At 72.3% G+C, this 18575-nt stretch carries 15 protein-coding genes; 10 read left to right on the top strand and 5 right to left on the bottom strand.

Going from position 1 to position 18575, the window contains the following annotated elements:
* Positions 1 to 79: 79 nt before the first annotated feature.
* The 5 genes from ACGFI7_RS12395 to ACGFI7_RS12375 all read left to right on the top strand — a co-directional run bounded on the left by ACGFI7_RS12395 (position 80) and on the right by ACGFI7_RS12375 (position 6379).
* Complete coding sequence (locus ACGFI7_RS12395) at positions 80 to 1630, top strand: CDP-alcohol phosphatidyltransferase family protein (RefSeq protein ID WP_393402786.1); 1551 nt, start codon at positions 80 to 82, stop codon at positions 1628 to 1630.
* The gene (locus ACGFI7_RS12390; protein WP_393402783.1) at positions 1627 to 2346 is read left to right on the top strand and encodes a DUF5941 domain-containing protein; all 720 of its coding nucleotides are present in this window, start codon (positions 1627 to 1629) and stop codon (positions 2344 to 2346) included. Before ACGFI7_RS12395 ends, ACGFI7_RS12390 begins: the two co-directional genes overlap by 4 nt.
* Before the next feature lie 126 nt (positions 2347 to 2472).
* Positions 2473 to 4062: a hypothetical protein gene (locus ACGFI7_RS12385; protein ID WP_393402781.1), complete on the top strand. Its 1590-nt coding sequence runs from the start codon at positions 2473 to 2475 to the stop codon at positions 4060 to 4062.
* Complete coding sequence (locus tag ACGFI7_RS12380; RefSeq protein ID WP_393402778.1) at positions 4056 to 4826, top strand: vWA domain-containing protein; 771 nt, start codon at positions 4056 to 4058, stop codon at positions 4824 to 4826. The genes ACGFI7_RS12385 and ACGFI7_RS12380 overlap by 7 nt, the downstream gene beginning before the upstream one ends.
* A gap of 146 nt (positions 4827 to 4972) precedes the next feature.
* Positions 4973 to 6379: a glycoside hydrolase family 16 protein gene (locus ACGFI7_RS12375; protein ID WP_393402775.1), complete on the top strand. Its 1407-nt coding sequence runs from the start codon at positions 4973 to 4975 to the stop codon at positions 6377 to 6379.
* A gap of 90 nt (positions 6380 to 6469) precedes the next feature.
* On the opposite strand, the gene ACGFI7_RS12370 is transcribed toward ACGFI7_RS12375, so the two are convergent.
* Together ACGFI7_RS12370 and ACGFI7_RS12365 are read right to left on the bottom strand one after the other, a co-directional pair.
* Positions 6470 to 7657 carry a hypothetical protein gene (locus ACGFI7_RS12370; RefSeq protein WP_393402772.1) on the bottom strand — a complete coding sequence of 396 codons (1188 nt, stop codon included), beginning with the start codon at positions 7655 to 7657 and terminating at the stop codon, positions 6470 to 6472.
* Positions 7658 to 7706: 49 nt separating this feature from the next.
* The gene (locus ACGFI7_RS12365) at positions 7707 to 10049 is read right to left on the bottom strand and encodes a GH1 family beta-glucosidase (RefSeq protein ID WP_393402769.1); all 2343 of its coding nucleotides are present in this window, start codon (positions 10047 to 10049) and stop codon (positions 7707 to 7709) included.
* 91 nt (positions 10050 to 10140) lie between these two features.
* Here ACGFI7_RS12365 and ACGFI7_RS12360 point away from each other — a divergent pair, with 91 nt between their 5' ends.
* The 3 genes from ACGFI7_RS12360 to rocD all read left to right on the top strand — a co-directional run bounded on the left by ACGFI7_RS12360 (position 10141) and on the right by rocD (position 12758).
* Positions 10141 to 10626, top strand: a complete 486-nt coding sequence (locus ACGFI7_RS12360; RefSeq protein WP_393402766.1) for an Lrp/AsnC family transcriptional regulator — start codon at positions 10141 to 10143, stop codon at positions 10624 to 10626.
* Positions 10627 to 10750: 124 nt separating this feature from the next.
* Complete coding sequence (gene ddaH / locus ACGFI7_RS12355) at positions 10751 to 11548, top strand: dimethylargininase (RefSeq protein ID WP_393402763.1); 798 nt, start codon at positions 10751 to 10753, stop codon at positions 11546 to 11548.
* A 1-nt stretch (position 11549) separates the two neighbouring features.
* Complete coding sequence (gene rocD, locus ACGFI7_RS12350) at positions 11550 to 12758, top strand: ornithine--oxo-acid transaminase (RefSeq protein ID WP_393402761.1); 1209 nt, start codon at positions 11550 to 11552, stop codon at positions 12756 to 12758.
* Between the two features lie 43 nt (positions 12759 to 12801).
* Here the strand turns inward: rocD and ACGFI7_RS12345 are convergent, their stop codons facing one another.
* Positions 12802 to 14358, bottom strand: a complete 1557-nt coding sequence (locus ACGFI7_RS12345; RefSeq protein ID WP_393402759.1) for an alkaline phosphatase D family protein — start codon at positions 14356 to 14358, stop codon at positions 12802 to 12804.
* A gap of 214 nt (positions 14359 to 14572) precedes the next feature.
* Between ACGFI7_RS12345 and ACGFI7_RS12340 the strand changes: the two genes are divergently transcribed.
* Positions 14573 to 15850, top strand: a complete 1278-nt coding sequence (locus ACGFI7_RS12340; RefSeq protein WP_393402756.1) for a Glu/Leu/Phe/Val dehydrogenase — start codon at positions 14573 to 14575, stop codon at positions 15848 to 15850.
* 123 nt (positions 15851 to 15973) lie between these two features.
* Positions 15974 to 16795, top strand: a complete 822-nt coding sequence (locus tag ACGFI7_RS12335; RefSeq protein WP_393402753.1) for a trypsin-like serine peptidase — start codon at positions 15974 to 15976, stop codon at positions 16793 to 16795.
* Here ACGFI7_RS12335 and ACGFI7_RS12330 read toward each other — a convergent pair.
* Both ACGFI7_RS12330 and ACGFI7_RS12325 read right to left on the bottom strand, forming a co-directional pair.
* The gene (locus ACGFI7_RS12330; RefSeq protein WP_393402751.1) at positions 16776 to 17666 is read right to left on the bottom strand and encodes a Gfo/Idh/MocA family protein; all 891 of its coding nucleotides are present in this window, start codon (positions 17664 to 17666) and stop codon (positions 16776 to 16778) included. The genes ACGFI7_RS12335 and ACGFI7_RS12330 overlap by 20 nt on opposite strands.
* A complete protein-coding gene (locus tag ACGFI7_RS12325; RefSeq protein WP_393402749.1) occupies positions 17663 to 18574 on the bottom strand; it encodes an NAD-dependent epimerase/dehydratase family protein in 912 nt (303 codons plus the stop codon). Before ACGFI7_RS12325 ends, ACGFI7_RS12330 begins: the two co-directional genes overlap by 4 nt.
* Between the last annotated feature and the right edge of the window lies 1 nt (position 18575).

Raw genomic sequence — 18575 nt, 5'->3', positions numbered from 1 at the left:
CCGCAACCGTCACTAGACTTTGACGCCTGATCCAGATTGCCCGTTGTTCCAACCCCCGTCACCGCCTCGAAAGGTAGTCATGACCCGCGTGGTCCTGCTGGGCTCCTCGCCCGGCCCCGACACCGCTCCGACCGGTTTGAGGCTCGCCGCACTCCCCGGCAATCCCACCGTCGAGGAGCGACTGCGCAGCCAGGTCCTCTCCATGGATCCGAGGCCCGCCACGATCGATTCCGCCGACGTGGCCGCCGCCCTGCGCTCCCTGGCGGAGGTCGCGGATTCCGCGACCGAGCCCCTGTTCCTGATCCCGGATAACTCGGTCGTCCACGACGAGCTGATCTATCAGATCAACAAGACCAAGCGCGGCGCGCTGGTCCTCGTCGCCAAGGAGCCGCGCCCGGTGACGGACGAGGAGGGCGAGGAGTTCCACGAGAACGTCGACGCGCAGGACGACCAGCTCAACGGGTACGTGCCGATCACGGAGGCAGAGCCCGAGATCGGCATGAACCGCCTGGAGGGCCTGCCCGTCCGCTCCCGCATCGGCAAGACCAGGATCGTCTCGGTCGGCACCGCCACCCACATGGTGACCCGGCCCAACGCCGTGCTGCTCGGCCCCGTCTACATCAGCGCGCGCAACGCGCCGCTCCTCGCCGAGACCTGCCGCGAGCTGGCCGAGATGGCCCCCGCCTTCGGCGCCGACGACGACCTGGTCCAGCTCATCGCCTTCGGCCTGGTGCGCAAGGGCGTGTCGGTCGGCATCCGGGGCCGCCGCGACCTGTTCTACCGCCGCGTCACCTCCCAGGAGGAGGCCAACGAGGCCGCCGTCGAGATGTCCGGCATCGACGAGGACCGCGCCCGGCTCAACAATGCGGTCAAGGGCGCCGACGGCTTCTTCACCACCTACTTCGTCTCCACCTACTCCCGGTTCATCGCCCGCTGGGCGGCCCGGCGTGGGCTGACGCCCAACCAGGTGACGCTCATCTCGATCGCGCTCGGCGTCGCCGCCGCCGTCTGCTTCGCCACCGGCCAGCGGCCGTGGATGATCGCCGGCGGCCTGCTGATCTACTTCGCCTTCGTGTTCGACTGCGTCGACGGCCAGGTGGCCCGCTACGCCCGCAAGTTCGGGGTGCTGGGAGCGTGGCTCGACGCCACGTTCGACCGGTTCAAGGAGTACGTGGTCTTCGCCGGTCTCGCCGTGGGCTGGGTGGTCGCGGGAAACGGCGGCGACGACATCTGGATCTTCGCGCTGGCGGCCCTCGGTCTCCAGTCCGTGCGCCACCTGCTCGACTTCTCCTTCGGCATCTCCAGCCGCCGCAAGCCGCCCGCCAAGCTGCCGACCCTGCCGCTCGACGCCCCCGACGACCGCGAGCTGCGCCTGGCACTCGAACGCCGCAAGGTGGAGACCAGCCGGGGCGTACGCCGCGTGCTCAAGATGTGGGGCAAGGCCGGCAAGTACCGCGCGGTCCACTGGGCGCGTAAAATGATCGTGTTCCCCATCGGCGAGCGGTTCGCGGCCATCGCGATCACCGCTGCGCTCTTCGACGCCCGCATTACCTTCCTCACGCTGGTGATCTGGGGCTCCGTCGCCGCCGTCTACACCCTCACCGGACGCCTCATGAGGTCGCTCGCATGATCACTCAGCCGCAGGCCGCCGCCACCCCCACGCCAGACCCTGACGAGGAGCGCCGGCGCATCCAGACCGCCCGTCTGCTCGCCTACCGCGACGACGGCCCCCTCGTCCACGTCCTCGCCGGCAAGCTCGGCAAGGGCCTGCCGCCGGTCCCCGCCACGCTGGCCGCGCTGCTCGCCGTCATCGCCGTCACCGTGACCGGGCTGGTCCAGCCGGGCTTCACGATGCTGGTGCCGGCGCTGATCGTGCTCCTGCTGGTGCTGCCGACCGCGCCGCGCGACCACCTGGGCCGCTTCGACTGGCTCACGCCGCCGCTGCTGCGCGCCGCCGAGTTCCTCTCCATGATCGTGGTGGGTCTCGCGGCCGGGGCGCCGAAGTGGCTGCTGTTCGTGCTGGTGTACGTGGTCGGCTACCACACCTACGACACCGTCTACCGCACCCGCCAGAGCATCTGGCCGCCGGCCTGGGTGTTCTACGCCGGGCTCGGCTGGGAGCTGCGGCTCCTCATCATCGGCGCGGGCGCCGCGCTGGGCGTGCTCACGCCCGTGCTGGCGGCGCTGACGGCCTACCTGTTCGTGCTGTTCGCCGTCGAGAGCGTGACGAGCTGGGTCCGCCTGGACAAGGCGTCGGCCCAGGCCGCCGCCGACGCCGAGCAGGACCTGGAGCAGTCCCCCGAGGACGCGCTGGAGCAGGCCACCGGCGAGGCCGAGAAAGCCTGATTTCTGTGACGCGAGAGGCGGGGCCGATCCCGGCCCCGCCTTTCGCGTTCCCGGCGTGGCCCCGGGTTCCGCCGGGAGAGCGTTTAGGCTGGGGATCCAGGCACACTCGGAAGCCGGGAGACGCGGATGGCGTTCCTGTCGCGGCTGTTCAAGCGGGGCGACCCGCTGGCCGAGCGCGAGGAGGCGCGCCGGCAGGGCATGCGTGACGCCCGGAGACACCCGCTGACGACGTTCACCGACCCCGAAGGCCGGCCCGCGTTCGTCGCCGAGGTACGCGCCCATGCCCGCGAGCAGATCACCGAGGCGGGGCGGCGGCTGGCGGCCCGGCGCGGCGAGTTACTGGAGCGGGCCCTGGCCGCACAGGCGGCGATCCACCTGGAGCTCTCCCGCACCGACCTCCTCCCCCACCCCCCGCCCAACGGCCACCCGCCTCCCTCTCACGCCGGCCCCGGTGGGCGGAGCGGCTCACCGGCCGACACCGGCGGGCGCAGCGGCTCACCGAGCGACCTCGCCGAGCAGAGCCGCCCAGCGACAGGCCCTGGCCAGGACCACCCGCCCACCGGCGCCGGTGAACAGAGCTTCCCAGCGGGTCAGCCGCCTTCCCCGTTCGACGAGGAGAACCCGTTCATCTCCATCGCGGAGGCCAGGTGGCGGCGGGAGGAGGCGCGGCGGCGGGAAGCCGTGCGGGAGAGCCAGGAGAGCGTGCAGCGCGCCGGGGCGCGCATCGAGCAGTACGCCCACGAGTGGGAGAACGCGCTGATCGAGCACGACCACGAGGTGGCGGCGGTGCACGCCAGGGCCGAGCAGCTCATCGCCGCCTACCGGAGCGGCGTCATGGAGACCCACCCGCGCAGGGAGGAGATCCCGCCGCTCTGGCAGGGCGAGGTCATCGCCGTGGAACCCACCGCCGACACCCGGCTGGGGATCTCCGGGCGCGAGGAACTGGGCCGGATCCGGCGCGAGGTGGCAGCCAGGGTCGAGGCCTGGCACACCCAGGTCCTCCCTCACGAACTGCCCCGGGCCCTCCGCCTGCCGTCCCTCGATCCTCCCCGCCCCACCGCCCCGGAGTCCCGGGAGGACGAGACGGCCACCGGTCGGCAGTCCCTGGCCGACGCTCACCCGACCCCGTGGCCGACGGACCCCGGCATCCCTCGTACGGAGAACGAGACGCCCGCCGACGCCTCACCGGACCGTCACCCCTCCTCCGACACCCGAACCCCCCATATAGAGGACCACCCGCCCGGTCAGGACCGCACCGCCGAGGTCGCGTCAGGACCGGAAGAGACCACCGACCTGACGCCCCCGGCAGGCAACGCCCCCGAACCAGAAGAAGCCGCCCGTTCCACGCCCCCACCCGAACCGGAAGAAGTCACCGACCCCCCACCCGCCCGGGACCGCCCCACAGGGCCCGCGCCCGAACCAGAAGCAGCCGAGCCCCCACCCGACCAGGACCGCCCCACAGGGCCCGCGCCCGAACCAGAAGCAGCCGAGCCCCCACCCGACCCCGAACCAGAGGACCGCGCCAACGGGGCCGCGCCCGGGCCGGGAGAAGCCGAGTCCATCCCCGATCAGGACCGCGCCACCAGGCCCGCGGGAAGGCGGCGGACCTACTCGTGGCGGGACGCGTTCGGGGATCCGAGCGCGACGCCGTACCCCGGCACACCACGTACGGACCCGTCCGGCAGGGGCGGCGAAGAAGAGGAGCGGCGTTGGTAGCGAGCGGCAGGCGCGGGGCGGCCGTCCTCGGGGTGGGAGCGGCGTTGGCAGGGACCGGCAGGCGCGGGGTGGCCGTGCTCGGGGTGGTGGCGCTGGTGGCCAGTGGCGTGGCGGGGTGCGGGACGGAGGCCGGGGCGGTGTGCGGGGTGGTGGTGGACTCCACGACCTACGCGGAGCCCGCCACGTCCCGCGCGGACGTGACGTCGAAGCTGCCCGAGTTCGTCCAGGGATGCGACTGGGTGGGGTTCGCGGCCGTCACCGGGGCGTCGGAGAGCAGTTCGTGCCGGGAGGACCCGGTCACCGTGGCCGCCGGCCGGGCGGAGAACCCGAACGACAACCCGGTGGTCGAGGAGCGGGTACGGGCGCACCGGACGAAGGAGGTGGTGCCCCGGGCGGTGCGGTTGTTCGACTGCCCGACCGAGGGCGAGGGATCGGACGTGCTGGGGGCGTTGCGGTACGCGGTGAAGCAGATGACCGCGCGGCGGCTGCCGGACAGGGAGCACCGGCTGATCGTGTTCAGCGACCTGAGCAACAACCGCGGCGAGTTGAACATCAACCGGCTGGACCTGGCCGAGGAGGCGCGGAAGCGGAAGGTGGAGGAGCTGCGCCGGGCGGGCCTGCTGCCGGGCATGGACGGGTACGCGGTGACGGTGCACGGGTTCCTGCGGGAGCGGACGTCCGACCCGGACCGGTTCCCGTCGCTGGAGGCGTTCTGGAGAGAGGCGTTCGAGGCGGCCGGGGCGACGTCCGCCGACCTCCTTTAAGGAGAGCGCTCTCTCCAAGGGCCCGGAGGGCTTTCACTCTCGCGACCCGCTTGTGGTGCGGATTGTTGACAACGGGTAAGGGAGTGTGTTTTCGTTCGGCGTGAGAGCGCTCTCTCCATCGGTCTCCCTTCCCCCCAGGAGCAGTGATGACATCACCACCGTCCCGGGCGCGCCGCCGGATCGCCGCGGTCGCCGCAGCGCTGGCCGCCTTAGCCGGCCTGCTCGTCCAGGCCGCCACGAGCGCCGCGGCGTCCGTCCCCGCCACCCCGTCAGGCTGGTCGCTGGTCTGGGCCGACGACTTCAACGGCTCGTCGGGCTCGCTCCCCTCGTCCAGCAACTGGATCATCGACACCGGCCACGGCTACCCGGGCGGCCCCGGCAACTGGGGCACCGGTGAGATCCAGAACTACACGTCCAACCCCGCCAACCTGAGCCTCGACGGCTCCGGCAACCTGCGCATCACCCCGCTGCGCGCCTCCAACGGCGAGTGGACCTCGGCCCGCATCGAGACCCGGCGCGGCGACTTCAAGCCCGCCGACGGACGCATCCTGCGCATCGAGGGCCGCATCCAGATGCCGAACGTCACCGGCGACGCCGCGCTCGGCTACTGGCCGGCGTTCTGGGCACTCGGCTCCCCCTACCGGGGCAACTACTGGAACTGGCCGGCCATCGGCGAGTTCGACATCATGGAGAACGTCAACGGGCTCAACACCGTCTGGGCCGTGCTCCACTGCGGCGTCAACCCCGGCGGCCCGTGCAACGAGACCCAGGGCCTGGGCGCCAGCCGCTCCTGCCCCGGCGCGAGCTGCCAGTCGGCCTTCCACACCTACCGCTTCGAGTGGGACCGCAGCACCAGCCCCAACCAGCTGCGCTGGTACGTCGACGGGCAGCTGTTCCACAGCCTGAGCCAGTCGCAGTTCGACGCCACCACGTGGAGCAACATGACCGGCCATGCCGGCTACTTCCTGCTGCTCAACGTGGCCATGGGCGGCGCCTTCCCGAACGGCGTGGCGGGCTTCGGCACGCCGACCGCCGCGACCGTGCCCGGCCGGCCGATGCTGGTCGACTACGTGGCCGTGTGGCAGAGCGGCACGACCCCGACCGACCCGCCGCCGACCGACCCGCCGCCCGGTGACGGGTTCGACGCGCGCTCCACCATCCAGGCCGAGCGCTACAGCGCCCAGTCGGGAACCATCACCGAGACCACCACCGACACCGGCGGCGGGCAGAACATCGGCGCCATCCGCAACGGCGACTGGCTCCGCTATGACGACGTCGACTTCGGCTCGACGGCCGCTCGGCAGTTCAAGGCCCGGGTGGCGTCCGGCGCGGGGGGCGGGGTGAGCGGGCTCGTCCAGGTGCGGCTCGGCAGCCCGACCGCCCCGCCGATCGGCGACTTCGCGCTGGCGAACACCGGCGGCTGGCAGAGCTGGCGGACGATCCCGGCGAACATCACGCCGACGACCGGCAAGCACACCGTCTACCTGACGTTCAGCAGCGGCCAGCCGGCCGACTTCGTCAACGTCAACTGGTTCACCTTCTCCACCAACTAGCGCCTGCTCCCGCCCTCCCCCGGCCTCCGGGAGGGCCGGGGCAGGGCGAGCGGCCGGGGTCCGTCCGCCCAGGGGACGGGCCCCGGCCTCTCACTGGCTCTGGCGGCCTGGGGTCGCGCGGCGCCGGGCCACGATGCGTTCGGCCCAGCTCGCCGCCTCCGGGTCCCGCAGCCCTTCGACCACGCCGCCCAGGTAGGCGGTGGCCAGGCTGTCGAAGCCGCGGTCGAGCTGCCGGGTCCGGCCGGCCAGCCGGCGGTCGGCGGCGCGCACGTACTGGGCGATGCTCTCGGCGTAGCCGGTGTCCTGCTGGTAGACCCCTTGCGCGACCGCGAGCGCCCGGGACTCGGCGTCCAGCTTGGCGCGCAGCTCCCGTAACATCCGGTCGTTCGGGTTGTGCATCCGCCGCCCCAGGTCGGCGGCGATCAGCGCGGTGGCGATCAGCAGGGCCAGCAGCAGCACCATGGTGGGCAGCGTGCCGACCCCTTCGGCGGTGGGCCCGATCTCCTCCCCGTCCACGACCAGGGGCCGGACCAGCGCGTCGCGCCGCAGCACGGCGACCGCCACGATGAAGCCCAGCCACACCAGCGCCACGGCGACGAGCAGCCAGCGCCCCTTGGCCGAGCCGCCGTGCTCCTGCCAGGACCGGAACGCGCGCCCGTACATGTGCGGCGCGACCAGCATGATGAGGGCGGCGCCCGCGGCAAGCAGCGCGGTCATCGCGACGCTGTCGCCCCAGTCGAGGATCACCTGGTAGAGGATCGGCACCTCGACGATCACCAGCAGGAGCAGCAGCAGCGCGGCGGGCAGCCAGCGGCGCACGACCGGCCACCGGCTGCCGGAGATCGCGATCGAGCTGGGGCGGCCGTCGCCGGGACGGCGGCTGGGCTGCTCCAGCTCGGCGACGCGCGGCCGGGTGTCGTCGACGGCCGCGCGGGCGGCGGAGAAGGCCCGCTGCGACTCGGCCAGCCTGATCTTCTGCCCTTCGAGCGCGGCCAGCGCCTGCTGCAGCTCCCGTTCGGTCAGGTCCTCGATGCGGGCCAGCTCCTCTAGCCGCTGGTCCTCCAGCTCGTGGAAGCGGGGCACGCTGCCGGTCTGCAGGGTGAGCGTGTCGATCTGGCCGTCGGCGGCGTGCCGCCGGCCCAGCTCGCGTTCGGCGTCGCGGCGCGCCGCCCAGTCGGGCAGGTGGTAGAGGTCGCCGTCGTACGCGACCGTGGGTGCGATGCGGGTGACCTGCGCGGGCTCGTCGGGCTCCGCGGGACGGCGGCGGAACAAGCGCATCGGGCCTCCAGGCGACGCTGTCCTTCGATGCTAACCGCCGCCCGCCCGGTCAGCCGCTGGATCGCAGCACCATCCGGACCGGCAGCACCACCGGGGTCGCGTGGCGGCCTTCCAGCCGGGACAGCATCAGCCGGGCCAGCGCCATGGCCTGGTCGGAGGCGGGCGTCCGCACGGTGGTCAGCGCGGGGGTGGTGTACGCGGCCGCCTCGATGTCGCCGAAGCCCACCACCGCCAGGTCGTCCGGCACCCGCCGCCCGGCCTCGGCCGCGGCCCTGAGCGCGCCGACGGCCAGGTGGTCGGAGGTGGCGAGGACGGCGTCCAGCCGGCGGTCGTCGGCCAGCAGCCGGGTGAGCGCCGCCGCGCCGGACTCGGCGGTGTCGCCGGCCAGCGCGACGTGCGGCAGCCGGCCGGCCCGCTGCAGGGCGTCCCGGTGCCCGGCCATCCGGTCCTGGACGGCGACCAGGTGGGTGGGTCCGCAGATGAGGCCGATGCGCTGCCGTCCCTGCCGCAGCAGATGCTCCGTGGCCGCGGCGGCGCCCCCGGCGTTGTCGGCGTCCACGTACGGCACCAGCGAGTTGATCGTGGGCCTGCCGAGCAGGACGAGCGGCACGTCGGTGCGGGCCAGCCGCTCGGCGAGCGGGTCGGCCCCGTCCGTCGGGAGCAGCACCACGCCGTCGGCCAGCCGGGCCTCGACATGCCGGACGATGCGGCGGTGGCTCTCGGAGGTGTCGGCGAGCATGAGCGTGATCTGCTTGCCTGCCCCTTCCAGGACGCTGGTGACGTACTGGACGACGGCGGCGGTGAGCGCGTCGTCCTGGCGCGGGATGGACATGACGAGGGCGACCGTGTCGGTGCGGCGGGTGGCGAGGCTGCGGGCGGCCGCGTTGGGCACGTAGCCCAGCTCCTTGACGGCGAGCAGGACGCTCTCGCGCACCTCGGGGCTGACGGCCGCGTCGCCGTTGACGACGCGGGAGACGGTGGCGCGGGAGACCTTGGCGCGGGCGGCGACGGTCTCCAGGGTGGGACGTTTGGGCCGGCCGTGGGCGAGGCCGTTGCGGCGCACCACGTCGCGGTACCACAGGGCGCTGTCCTTCAGCCGGCGCCGCTGGGTGGCGAAGTCGACGTGCACGATGCCGAACTTGCGCTGGTAGCCGTCGGCCCACTCGTGGCAGTCGAGCAGCGACCAGAGCAGGTAGCCGCGGACCTTGGCGCCCTCGTCGACGGCGGTGAGCAGGGCCCGCAGGTGCTCCTCGACGAAGCTGACGCGGTCCACGTCGTGGATGCCGTCGCCGGTCACGGTGTCGGCGAAGTCGGCCCCGTTCTCGGTGATCATCAGTTCCTGGTCCGGGTACTCGCGGGCCAGGCGGCGCAGCAGCACGGTGAGCGCGCCGGGCACGATCGGCCAGCCCATCGCGGTCACCGCGGTCGGCACGGTGCAGAACAGGACGCCGTCGCTGCCCGGGTAGGCGGGGTCTGCGGGCTCGCCCGGCTGGGCGCGCACCACGCTGGGCGCGTAGTAGTTGACGCCGAGCAGGTCGAGCGGCTGGGCGATGGCGGCCAGGTCGCCGTCGTGGACGTGGCCGAGCCCGGCGGCGGACTCCACGACCTTGAGCAGCCGAGCGGGGTAGCGGCCGCGCAGCATGGGTTCCAGGAACTGGCCGTGGGTCAGCTCGTCGATCCTGGCGACCGCGTCGGCGTCCTCCTCCGACAGCTCCCTGCCCGGGTCGGTGACCTGGCCGGGGGTCATGACGGGGGCGAAGTTGAGCACCGCGCCGACCCTGGCCGCGCCGGCCGAGCGCAGCCCCGAGGCGGCCAGCCCGTGCCCGAGCAGCATGTGGTGGGCGGCGCGGAAGGCGTCGGCGGGCGACCTGCGCCCCGGCGCGTGCACCCCGGAGCCGTAGCCGAGGAAGGCGGCCACCCACGGCTCGTTCATGGTGAACCAGGTGTGCACCCGGTCGCCGAGCCGCTCGTGCACGGCCCGCACGTAGTCGGCGAAGCGCAGGGCGGTGTCGCGCTCCGGCCAGCCGCCCCGGTCCTCCAGCGCCTGCGGCAGATCCCAGTGGTAGAGGGTCGCGTACGGGGTGATGCCGGCCGCCAGCAGCTCGTCGACGAGCCGCTCGTAGAAGTCGAGCCCGGCCGCGTTCGGCCGGCCAGAGCCGTCGGGCTGCACCCGCGGCCAGCTCACCGAGAACCGGTAGGCGCCGGTCCCGAGGTCCTTCATCAGCCGCACGTCGTCGGGGTAGCGGTGGTAGTGGTCGCAGGCGTCCTGCGCGTCGGAGAAGGCGTCCCAGATGGAGGGTCCCCGCCCGTCCTCCGCCTTCGCGCCCTCGATCTGGTACGCGGACGTCGAGACCCCCCACACGAACCCGTCAGGGAACGTCCCTCTGCTCATCACTCGCCAACTCCCCGTGCCTTGCCGAAGGGGCCAGTTTGCCCCGATTAGATCGTCGCGCGCCACCGGGCGTTGGCGATATACAGAGCGCGTGGAACTGGACCGGCTGGATCGTGACATCATCGCCGCGCTCGTCGAGGACGCCCGCGCGACCTATGCCGAGATCGGGCACGAGATCGGGCTGAGCGCGTCGGCGGTGAAGCGGCGGGTCGACCGGCTGCGCGAGAGCGGCGCGATCACCGGGTTCAGCGCCATGGTCGCGCCGGCCGCGCTCGGCTGGACCACCGAGGCGTACGTCGAGCTGTTCTGCCAGGGCAAGACGAAGCCGTCCGACATCGCGCTGGCCGTGGCCCGCTACCCGGAGGTGGTGGGCGCGGCCACGATCACCGGCGAGGCCGACGCTCTGCTGCACATCAGGGCGACGGACGTGCGGCACGTGGAGCGGGTGATCGAGCGCATCGCCGCGGAGCCGTTCGTGGTGCGGACGAAGAGCTCGATCGTGCTGTCGAGACTGGTCGACAGCCCTCCGGGCACCACCTTGCCGGACAAGCGCAACGAATCGCATGTCCCGGGCTGATACGCGCAACGAACCCGCGCCTGCGCGCAACCGCGCCCCCTTCCCGCTGCGTGGCAGCCGTTCCTAGGCTGTGCTCGTCCCCTGACGTGGGGAAACACCCTGGTTGAAGACGACGGAGTCGTGCATGCCCAAGCGCTTTCTCATGTGCCCCCCGGAGCACTTCGCGGTCGAGTACGCGATCAATCCGTGGATGGATCCCGCGGCCGGCGCTGACCGCGCCGTGGCGATCCGGCAGTGGGAGGGCCTCAAAACGGCTTACGAGAGCCTCGGTCACGAGGTGAGCCTGATCGAGCCGGTCGAAGGCCTGCCCGACATGGTCTTCGCGGCCAACGGCGCGCTGGTCGTCGGCGGGCGCGTGTACGGCGCCCGCTTCGCGTTCCCGCAGCGGGCCGCGGAGGGCCCGGCCTACCTGCGCTGGTTCGCCGAGCGTGGCTACCCCACGCTGGAGCCCGAGCACGTCAACGAGGGCGAGGGCGACTTCCTCACCATGGACGAGGTCATCCTGGCCGGCACCGGCTTCCGCACCCGGGTGGCCGCCCATCATGAGGCGCAGGAGTTCCTGGGCCGCCCGATGATCTCGCTGCGGCTGGTGGACCCGCGGTTCTACCACCTCGACACGGCGCTGTTCCCGCTCGACGGGCGCAACGTCGCCTACTACCCCGAGGCCTTCTCCGAAGGCAGCCGCGAGGTGCTGCGCCGGATGTTCCCCGACGCGGTGCTCGCCACCGAGGCGGACGCCTCCGTGCTCGGGCTCAACGCGGTCAGCGACGGCGTCAACGTGGTGATCAACGCCGAGGCGGGTGACCTGCAGCTTGAGCTCAAGAGGCGGGGGTACGAGGTGGTTCCGGTCGACCTGTCGGAGCTGCGCAAGGCGGGTGGCGGCCCCAAGTGCTGCACACTCGAGATCAGGGGGGAGAACTGACATGACCACCAGCGCAGAGCTGATCAAGATAAGCGAGCGCCGCAGCGCGCACAACTACCATCCGCTGCCCGTGGTGCTGCACGAGGCCCACGGCGCCTGGGTGACCGACGTGGAGGGCAAGCGCTACCTGGACTTCCTGTCCGGCTACTCGTCGCTCAACTTCGGCCACGGCAACGAGAAGATCCTCGCGGCGGCCCAGGAGCAGCTGAGGAACCTGACGCTGACCAGCCGGGCCTTCTACCACGACCAGTTCGCCGCGTTCTGCGCCGGGCTGGCCGACCTGACCGGCAAGGACATGATCCTGCCGATGAACACCGGCGCCGAGGCCGTGGAGACCGCGATCAAGGTCGCCCGCAAGTGGGGCTACCTGGTCAAGGGCGTCGAGCGCGACAAGGCCAACATCGTGGTGATGGAGGACAACTTCCACGGCCGCACCACCACGATCGTCAGCTTCTCCACCGATCCCGACGCCCGCGCCGACTACGGCCCCTACACCCCGGGCTTCACGGTCGTGAAGTACGGCTCCGCCGACGCGATCCGCTCGGCCATCGACGACAACACGGTCGCGGTGCTGGTCGAGCCGATCCAGGGCGAGGCCGGGGTGCTGGTGCCGCCGGACGGCTACCTCACCCAGGTACGGGAGATCTGCACGGAGCAGAACGTGCTGATGATCGCCGACGAGATCCAGTCGGGGCTCGGCCGTACCGGCAGGACCTTCGCCTGCGACCACGAGGACGTGGTGCCGGACGTCTACGTGCTGGGCAAGGCGCTCGGCGGCGGCGTGGTGCCGGTGTCGGCGATCGCGGCCGACGAGGACGTGCTGGGCGTGATCAAGCCGGGGCAGCACGGGTCCACGTTCGGCGGCAACCCGCTGGCCTGCGCGGTCGGCAACGCGGTGGTGGAGATCCTGCGGACCGGCGAGTTCCAGGCCAGGGCCGCCGAGCTGGGCGCGATCATGCACGAGCGGCTGCGCGGGCTGGTCGGCCACGGCGTGGTGACGGTGCGCGGGCGCGGCCTGTGGGCCGGCGTGGACGTCGACCCGTCGCTCGCCACCGGCCGTCAGGTGTCGGAGGCGCTGATGGCGCGCGGCGTGCTGGCCAAGGACACGCACGGGTCGACGATCCGGCTCGCGCCGCCGATCGTCATCTCCGAGGAGGACCTCCTCTGGGCCCTCGACCGGCTCGCCGAGACGATCGACGCCCTGCGCTGACGCCGCCCGGGCCCGCGCACCCGACGGTACGCGGGCCCGGCGGTCAGTCGAGCCGGACGGTGTCGATCTTCCGCACGTCCTCGCCCGTGGACTCGTACCAGGTGGCCTCGGCCCCGGGGAAGGTGAGCGTGGCGATCGCGTTCTGGAACCACGGGCCCTTGATGATCTTCCATCGGAAGGGCGGCTTCGGCAGCCGCGCCGATCGGGCCAGCAGGCCCCCGATCAGCGTGGCGATGCCGAACTGGGTGAACACGTTGGCCCAGCGCAGCACGCGGCTGAGCGGGTTGCGGATCGGCGAGCAGACGATCTGGTAGATCGGGCCGCCGCGCGACTTGGCGACGTAGGAGTAGTGCACGTCGCCGGAGAGGATGAGCACCGGCGTGCCCAGCTGGACCAGCAGCTTCGACAGGTCCTCGAAGGAGCGCCGGAAGGCCGCCCAGTGCTCCAGGTCGACGGCCTGGCGGAACTTCTCGGACAGCTTGGCCACCGTGCGGCCCCAGGCGCCGTCGCACAGGGCCTCGTTCCAGTTCTGCACCCCGTGCACGCCCTCGGGGAGCAGGAACGGGATGGACGAGCCGATGATCAGGCGCTCGGCCGGCTTGGCGACCTCCTCCTCCAGCCAGGCCCACTCGACGGGGTCGAGCATGCGCCGGTCGCCCGGGGTGAGCTGTCTGGCGCACCTGGTGTCGATCATGATGAGGCGCGAGTGGCCGAGCTCACGGGAGTAGCTCCAGCGGTTGCTGCTCGGTTCGGCGTCGGCCTGCGAGGCGAACGCGTCGAGCTCGGCCGCGCCGTCGCCGCCGCTTTCGAGAAGCTTGCGCAGCAGCGGGTCGGCGGCGCGCTCCTGCGGGGAGAGGTTGCCGAGGTGCTGGTAGATCCAGTACGCGCCGAGCCCGGCGACCACCCGGCGGCTCCACCATCTGGTCTCGGCCATCTGCTCGCGCCAGGTCTTGGAGGTGTTCCAGTCGTCGCGCAGGTCGTGGTCGTCGAAGATCATCGCGCTGGGCACGGTCGACAGGAGCCACTGGATGTCCGGGTCGGTCCACGCCATGCGGTAGAGCTCGGCGTACTCCTCGAAGTCGGCGATCTCGTTCTTCGGCTCGGTGTCGCGGCGCTCGCGGATGAACTTCAGCATCTCTGGCGAGGGGCTGTCGGCGTAGACCTGGTCGCCGAGGAGGAGCAGCAGGTCGGGCCACTCCCGGTCGCCTGGCTCGGCCAGGTGGCAGCCGTAGGAGCGCAGCACGTCGTACCCGTGGGTCAGGATGTTGGCCGTCTCGTGCGGCGCGGTCGTGCGGCAGGAGCCGAACATGATCCGCTCCGGCCCCTCGGGCGGGACGAGCCGGATCCGGCTGGGCGGACGGCCTTCCAGCGGCCACACGCGGGTGTCGTCGAGGGTGACGGAATAGGAGTCGACATTCTGGGAAAGCTCCGTGATGTCGACGATCGCGTAGTGATGGCCGTGCACGGTGAAGGTCGGCGACGCGTAGGACGTGCCTGCGGCCTCGACGGCGACCGTGCAGGGCTCATCGGTCTCCACGAAGATCGAGGCGCTGGCAGAATCGACATACCGCAACATCGGCCCGACCACCAGTGCGGGCATCACACCCTCCGCTTCGACAGATCGGCGCACTCAGGGCCACAAGCCTGCCAGAGTGGCAGCTTCCAAGCACCTCGATCGGCAGCTTGGATCTTTTGGGGATCACACATTATTTATTCCCCCGATCTAGGATAATCCGTACAACGACGTCCAAAAGGGTTTTGGCAATGGCGCCATTACCCCACAAAGGACGTACAAAACAGGAGGAAGTTCTTCCATGACTGTCATGGTGCCGTCAACGACGCCGGCACAGCACACGGCAGGCCGTGAGGCCCTCGCATCCGCTCTCTACCAGCTCGACGGCGCCGCCGAACGGCTGGGGCTCGACGACGGGCTCCGCACGATGCTCGCCACGCCCCGCCGATCGCTGACCGTCTCGGTGCCCGTGCGCCGCGAGGGCGGCGGCATGGACATCGTCCAAGGGTACCGGGTCCAGCACAATGTCTCGCGCGGTCCCGCCAAGGGCGGCATCCGCTTTCATCCCGCCACCGACATCCACGAGGTCACCGCGCTCGCGATGTGGATGACGTGGAAGTGCGCGCTGGTCGGCATCCCGTACGGCGGCGCCAAGGGCGGCGTGGCCGTGGACCCGGCCCGCTACACCACCACCGAGCTCGAACGGCTCACCCGCCGCTACGTCAACGAGATCCTGCCGCTGATCGGCCCGGAGAAGGACATCCCGGCCCCCGACGTCGGCACGGACGAGCAGACCATGGCCTGGATCATGGACACCTACAGCGTGAACGCCGGCTACGCGGTGCCCGGCGTCGTCACCGGCAAGCCGATGCCGCTCGGCGGCTCGCTCGGCCGGGCCGGCGCCACCTCGCGCGGCGTGCAGATCACCGCCCTGTGCGCGCTCGGCCGCTCGCCGGACGACGTGACGGTGGCGGTGCAGGGCTTCGGCAAGGTGGGCGCGGGGGCCGCGCAGTATCTCGCCGATTCCGGCTGCAAGGTCGTCGCCGTCTCCGACGTGACGGGAGCGGTGTACGCGCCGGGCGGGCTGGACGTCGCCGCCCTGCGGGCCCACGTCGCCGAGTCCGGCCAGGTCCACGGCTACCGGCACGCCGACGCGCTCGGCCTGGACGAGCTGCTGGAGCTGGACGTGGACGTGCTGGTCCCGGCCGCGCTGGAGGGCGCGATCACCGAGGCGAACGCGCCCCGGGTGCGCGCCCGGATGATCGTGGAGGGCGCCAACGGCCCCACCACGCCGGAGGCCGACCGCATCCTGGCCGCCAACGGCACCGTGATCGTGCCCGACATCCTGGCCAACGCGGGCGGCGTGATCGTCTCGTACCTGGAATGGGTGCAGAACATCCAGGCCTGCTCCTGGACCGAGACCGAGATCGAGCGCAAGCTGCGCGACCTGATGGAGAGCGCGTACGGCGAGGTCAAGTCGGTGGCCGCCGAACGCGACCTCACCCTCCGCGAGGCGGCGCACGTCATCGGTGTCGGCCGCGTCGCCGAGGCGCACCGCATGCGCGGCCTCTACCCCTAGCCCCGGGTACGAGCCGATCCGGCGGACCGGCCCGAGCCGGGCGGCCGGTCCGTCGGACCAGCATTGGGTAAACCTTGATGTCGCAGGTCAGGGCACTGATCACAACCTGCTAGAAGTAGGTGGGTGTTGAGGTTGGTGCTCTGTCTGGCCCTGCTCGATCCCTCCGGCGCCGCCGAGGTCCCGCAGCGGAACATCCCGGCGCGCAAGGTGCTCACGCCGCACGGCGACCGGCTCGGCTACGCCCCGGTGCCGCGGCCCTTCACGGGCGCGCGGCGGCTCACCGGGGTGCTGGTCGGCCGCGACCGCGCGTCGGGCAGGCAGGTGCTGTGCGGCGGCACCGTGCTGCGCTCGCGCAGCCGGAGCCTGGTGCTCACGGCGGCGCACTGCCTCCGCAGCGGGGGCCGGATGCTGGAGCAGCTCGCGTTCCTGCCCGGCTACGACCGGGGCCGGCCGGACCACGGCGTGTGGCCGGTGGTGCGGACGTGGGTGCCGTCCCGCTGGCGCGGCCGGTCGTTCGGGCCCGACCTGCTCCCCTACGACGTCGGGCTGGTCGGGGTGGCGGCCAAGCCGCAGGGCCGGCTGGAGGACGTGATCGGGCCCGGGCTGCGCCCCCTGGCGACCAGCCGGGGCACCGGGCTGCGCGGGCTCGAACTCCTCGGCTATCCGGCGGGCAGGCGGTATCCGGGCGACCGCATGTACCACTGCCTCGGCGACGCGGTGGAGGGCACCGAGAACGGGCCGGGCGTGCTGGTCACCCGCAACTGCCACGCGGCGGCCGGCGGCAGCGGCGGCCCCGCGCTGCACGGGGACGCGGTGGCCGGCGTCGTCTCGTCCTCCAGCCCGCTGCGCGACGCCGAGGGCTTCACCGTGCTCAGCCGGCTCGGCGGCCGGCCGTTCAGCCGGATGTACGAGCAGGCGGACCGGGTCATGAGCCGATCGAGCTGACGATCTCCTCGCAGATCGCGTGGGTGACCAGGGCGTCGTCGGCGGTGACCCGGCGGCCCTCGCCGACGGCGGCGAGGAACTCCAGGCAGATCGCCTCGATGCCGCGCTGGCGGGCGACCGGCACCCAGTCGGGGCGGCGGCGCAGCGTCTCGCCGCCCGCGTGGTCGACGACGTCGCCGAGGTTGACGACGCGGCGTTTGACGCCGTCGCCCATGACCTCGCAGCTCTCCTCGGAGACCCCGCCCGCCCGGTTCATCACCCCGATGGCGGTGAAGCCGTCGCCGGACAGCTCCAGCACGACGTGCTCCAGCAGCCCGCCGACGACCCTGGTGCGGAAGCGGGTGCCGGTGACCTCGCCCGGCGCCAGGAACCTGAGCGTGTCGACGACGTGGACGAAGTCGTCGAAGATCACCTCGCGCGGCGGGCCGGGCTGCCGTTCCCGGTTCTTCTCCATCAGCACCAGGTGGCGGGGCAGCTCCGCCAGGCCGGTGTAGCCCGGCGCGTACCGGCGGTTGAAGCCGACCATCAGCGACCTCCCCTCGGCCTCGGCGAGCGCGGCCAGCCGCTCGCAGTCGGCCAGGTTGTCGGCCAGCGGCTTGTCCACGTACACGTGCACCCCCGCCGACAGCAGCGTCCGCACGATCTCGGGGTGGGCGGGGGTGGCGGCGTGCACGAACGCGACGTCCACCCCGGCCTTGACGACCTCCTCCACCGTGCCGGACCGCCGGTCGATCCGGTAGGCGTCGCCGAGGCGGCGCAGTGTCGCCCGGTCGCGGGTGCACAGCTGGAGGTCGAGCCCGGGCTGGGCGGCCAGCACCGGCAGGTAGGCCTTCTCCGCGATGTCGCCGAGGCCGATCAAGGCAGTTCTCACGCGTCGAGCGTAGCCTTGAACGCCTCGTCCACAGGGGTGGGCCTGACCCCGAACGTCCGCTGGAAGGCGGAGGAGTCGAGCACGTACGGCGCGACGAACTGGTAGCGGATGTGCCGCAGTTCGCCCAGCATCGGGTGGAAGAGGCCGAGCGTCCGCATCACCGGCCACGGGATCCGGGCCAGCTTCGGCGCGGGGCGGCCGAGCAGCCGCGCCATCCGCTCCCCCACCTGGCGGAACGTCATCGGCTCCGCCGTCGGCACGTGCCACGGCCGCCCCCACGCCCGCTCGTCGCCCCCGGCGACGACCAGCGCCTCGGCGACGTCGGGCAGGTAGGTCCAGCTGTGCGGGACGTCGAGGGGCCACACCACCTGGACGGTCCTGCCCGCCTTGAGCGCCGGGAGGAACCGGGTGCCCAGGTAGGACTGGTCGGTGGCGCCGGGGCCGAAGTAGTCGGATCCGCGCACCTCGGTCACCCGGATCCGGCCGGCCCGGTGCGCGGCCAGCGCGTCCTCCCACATGCGGGCCCGTACCCGCGCCTTGGGGTTGGTGGAGGCGAGGGGCAGGTCCTCGGTCATGGGGCCGGTGACCGGGCCGTACGGGTAGAGGTTGCCGAGGATCGTCAGCACCGCGCCGGAGCTCTCGGCCGCGGCCAGGAACGACTCCGCCATCGGCGGCCAGTCAGTAAGCCAGCGGTGGTAGCGCGGGTTGACGCAGTTGTAGAGGACGTCCGCGCCCCGGGTGATCTCGGTGAGGCGGTCCCGGTCGGCGACGTCGGCGGCCACCTTGACGGTTCCCTCGGGGCCGGTGCCGGACCGGGTCACCACGGTGACCTCGTGGCCCCGGTCCAGGAGCTTGCGTGCGAGATGCGTGCCGACCTGGCCGGAGCCCACGACGACGTGCTTGCCCATG

Origin of the sequence: Nonomuraea sp. NPDC048826 (assembly GCF_043198225.1) — a bacterium.
Taxonomy (GTDB): Bacteria; Actinomycetota; Actinomycetes; order Streptosporangiales; family Streptosporangiaceae; genus Nonomuraea.
The sequence above is the reverse complement of the archived record's forward strand: the minus strand, read 5'-3'. Positions and strand labels throughout refer to the sequence as shown.

Coding starts and splice junctions, on each gene's coding strand:
- ACGFI7_RS12395 (WP_393402786.1), top strand. CDS start 80: ATGACCCGCGTGGTCCTGCTGGGCTCCTCGCCCGGCCCCGACACCGCT.
- ACGFI7_RS12390 (WP_393402783.1), top strand. CDS start 1,627: ATGATCACTCAGCCGCAGGCCGCCGCCACCCCCACGCCAGACCCTGAC.
- ACGFI7_RS12385 (WP_393402781.1), top strand. CDS start 2,473: ATGGCGTTCCTGTCGCGGCTGTTCAAGCGGGGCGACCCGCTGGCCGAG.
- ACGFI7_RS12375 (WP_393402775.1), top strand. CDS start 4,973: ATGACATCACCACCGTCCCGGGCGCGCCGCCGGATCGCCGCGGTCGCC.
- ACGFI7_RS12370 (WP_393402772.1), bottom strand. CDS start 7,657: ATGCGCTTGTTCCGCCGCCGTCCCGCGGAGCCCGACGAGCCCGCGCAG.
- ACGFI7_RS12365 (WP_393402769.1), bottom strand. CDS start 10,049: ATGAGCAGAGGGACGTTCCCTGACGGGTTCGTGTGGGGGGTCTCGACG.
- ddaH (WP_393402763.1), top strand. CDS start 10,751: ATGCCCAAGCGCTTTCTCATGTGCCCCCCGGAGCACTTCGCGGTCGAG.
- rocD (WP_393402761.1), top strand. CDS start 11,550: ATGACCACCAGCGCAGAGCTGATCAAGATAAGCGAGCGCCGCAGCGCG.
- ACGFI7_RS12345 (WP_393402759.1), bottom strand. CDS start 14,358: ATGCCCGCACTGGTGGTCGGGCCGATGTTGCGGTATGTCGATTCTGCC.
- ACGFI7_RS12340 (WP_393402756.1), top strand. CDS start 14,573: ATGACTGTCATGGTGCCGTCAACGACGCCGGCACAGCACACGGCAGGC.
- ACGFI7_RS12325 (WP_393402749.1), bottom strand. CDS start 18,574: ATGGGCAAGCACGTCGTCGTGGGCTCCGGCCAGGTCGGCACGCATCTC.